At 32.6% G+C, this 2,487-nt stretch carries 4 protein-coding genes; 3 read left to right on the top strand and 1 reads right to left on the bottom strand.

All coding sequences use genetic code 11. The features are described from left to right. From AA81_RS09090 to speE, 3 genes are all read left to right on the top strand, one after another. Window positions 1-348: cupin domain-containing protein (locus AA81_RS09090; RefSeq protein ID WP_146050373.1), on the top strand; the 348-nt coding region annotated here is incomplete at its 5' end. A gap of 14 nt (window positions 349-362) precedes the next feature. Beyond that, on the top strand, window positions 363-761 hold the full coding sequence (speD, locus tag AA81_RS09085; protein ID WP_103898853.1) for an adenosylmethionine decarboxylase: 399 nt from the start codon (window positions 363-365) through the stop codon (window positions 759-761). Next, window positions 761-1,639, top strand: coding sequence for a polyamine aminopropyltransferase (gene speE / locus AA81_RS09080; protein WP_103898852.1), 879 nt, complete (start codon window positions 761-763; stop codon window positions 1,637-1,639). The genes speD and speE overlap by 1 nt, the downstream gene beginning before the upstream one ends. Window positions 1,640-1,674: 35 nt before the next feature. Here the strand turns inward: speE and AA81_RS14245 are convergent. Beyond that, window positions 1,675-2,487 (bottom strand): SPL family radical SAM protein (locus tag AA81_RS14245; protein WP_103898851.1); only part of this gene is annotated, 813 nt, incomplete at its 5' end.

Genomic DNA, 2,487 nt, shown 5'->3' with positions numbered 1-2,487 from the left:
AATCTTGAAAATAAGGAAAAGATTGTTTTTACAAAAGAAGATCGAATACCTATATATGATACACCAAAAGGAGTTAAAGAAGAACTTCTTTTAACAATGTCGGAACCAGAAAATATAGAACCTTCTTTAGTAGTTTTGCAACCAGGTTGTTCAACTGATATTGAAAAACCTCATGAAGGTGTAGAGTTAGGATATGTAATTGAGGGAGAGATAGAGTTATACCTCAACAAAGAAGTTTATCTAGTACGTAAAGAGGAGACTTTTTTTTATTCAGCCAATAAGAAACATTTTATAAAAAATAAAAGCAACTCAAAAACAGCCACTTTAATATGGATAGAAATATTTTAAAGGAGGATTGAGAGATGGCAAATTCCCTAGGAAGACATTTGATATCAGAACTATACGATTGTGATGAAGAAATACTAAACGATGTTCAACAAATAGAGTATTTAATGAAAAAAGCAGCCATTGAGTCTGGGGCAACAATAGTTACTTCAACTTTTCACAGATTCTTACCTCATGGGGTAAGTGGTGCAATAATTATTTCTGAATCTCATTTGGCAATACACACTTGGCCTGAATACAATTATGCTTCTTTAGATATATATACTTGTGGAGATTCTGTCGATCCTTGGAAAGCTTTTTACTATTTAAAAGATGCTTTAAATTCTAAAAGGCAGGAGAGTCAAGAATTTAAACGGGGACTTTTTTCTTCTATTGGAGTACCTGAAAATTCCGCTCATAAAGTGGAGGTGAGTTGATGACTGAAAATAATTATACCTTACCACATACTATTTTTACCGAGTACGATAAATTACATAATGTGGGGGTCTTTACAGAAATAACTAATCACATTTATACCGAACAAACAGAATATCAAAGAATAGATATCTATGAGACCCCGACGTTTGGAAAGTTATTCTCGTTAGATGGAGTCATTATGACGAGAGATTCAGATGAATTTGTTTATCATGAAATGATCTCACACATTCCTTTGTTCATACATCCTGACCCCAAAAAGGTCTTGGTAATCGGTGGAGGGGATGGAGGAACTGTTAGAGAAGTGTTGAAGCATGATTCAGTAGAGAAAGTTGTTCTTTGTGAATTGGATAAAAAAGTTGTAGAAGCCGCTTTAAATTATTTACCCAACATTTCTTATGAGTTAAAAAATCCAAAAGTTGAATTAGTTTATGAAGATGGAAGTAAATTTGTTTCTCAATTTAAAGATGAATTCGACGTTATACTGATTGATTCCACAGATCCCACCGAAGGCGAAGGTGGGCTACTTTTCACCGAAGAGTTTTATCATAATTGTTTTGAAGCCTTGAATGAAAACGGAGTTTTTTCTGCACAAACCGAGGAGCCTTTTTTGAAGAAGGAATGGATGAAAAGGGCGTATAAAAGAATCAGCAATACCTTCAATATAGCACGATTGTACATGGGTTATGTACCTCAATACATGCCAGGTACCTGGACATGGACGTTTGCTTCAAAAAATTTGGATCCAATAAAAGATTTTGACCCTGAAAGAGTGAGGGAGTTTGATAAAGAACTTAAATATTACGATGAAGAAGTACATGTTGCATCTTTTTCTCTACCTGTTTTTGTAAAAAAATTGATTAGTGAATTCACCAAATAATGACGGACAATTGTCCGTCTATTTTTTTAAAAAAATCAAACTACGTATATATTAGTCTTATCATATATTTTTTCTAATTCTGAAAAGACGAATTCGATCATTTCACTTTTTAATTCCTCAGGGTAAGAAGAAACGCCATTTACAGTATCATAAGGGAAAAATGCAATCGGGGATTTAAAAAACTTTTTAAATCTTTTTAGATAGTCAACTGGAATTCTAAATACTCCTAGTGTAATTGCGTTAACCTTCTTTAGGTTAATGTTCTCAGATATCGAGTTAATAAACTCCTTGTATTTTTCTCTCCAATCTTCTCCTATATAAAGTATTGGATCCAACGCTAAATTGACTTTCCAGCCTTTTTGTAGTAATTGAGATACAGCCATTAACCTTTTTTCTAAAGATGGGGTGTTTTTTTCGTACTTTGATATTACTTCTTGTGGGGATATACTCCATGTGATGATCAAATTTTCTAATGGAGAGTAATTCAAAAATTTTTTATAATTGGCTGTTTTAGTCCGAATTTCTATAGTTATTAGAGGATTTGCCTTAGCAAATGCCATCCATTCTTTTAAAAATGGATAGATTCCTTCAAAAAGAAGGATGTCTGAATCATAAGATATACTTAGATAAAGCTTTCCTTTTTCAATTATCGACTTTCTTAATTCATGAAAGTAATCTGAGAGATTAACAAAGAATAAGATGTGGGAAGAGAAGTTCATGCCTTTCAAATAACAGTAATCACAATCGAAGAGACAATTGATTATGAAATTTGTGTAGTAGAAATTTTGTTGTTCAAAATTATGACACAATGTTGACCCTTCATAGATAAAATCACCCTTGTTAACTGC

This window comes from Petrotoga halophila DSM 16923 (assembly GCF_002924615.1).
This window is presented reverse-complemented; position numbering and strand designations above follow the sequence as displayed.

Bases quoted from the DNA above. Each gene is read 5' to 3' on its own strand.
- speE (WP_103898852.1), top strand. From the start codon at position 761: ATGACTGAAAATAATTATACCTTACCACATACTATTTTTACCGAGTAC.
- speD (WP_103898853.1), top strand. From the start codon at position 363: ATGGCAAATTCCCTAGGAAGACATTTGATATCAGAACTATACGATTGT.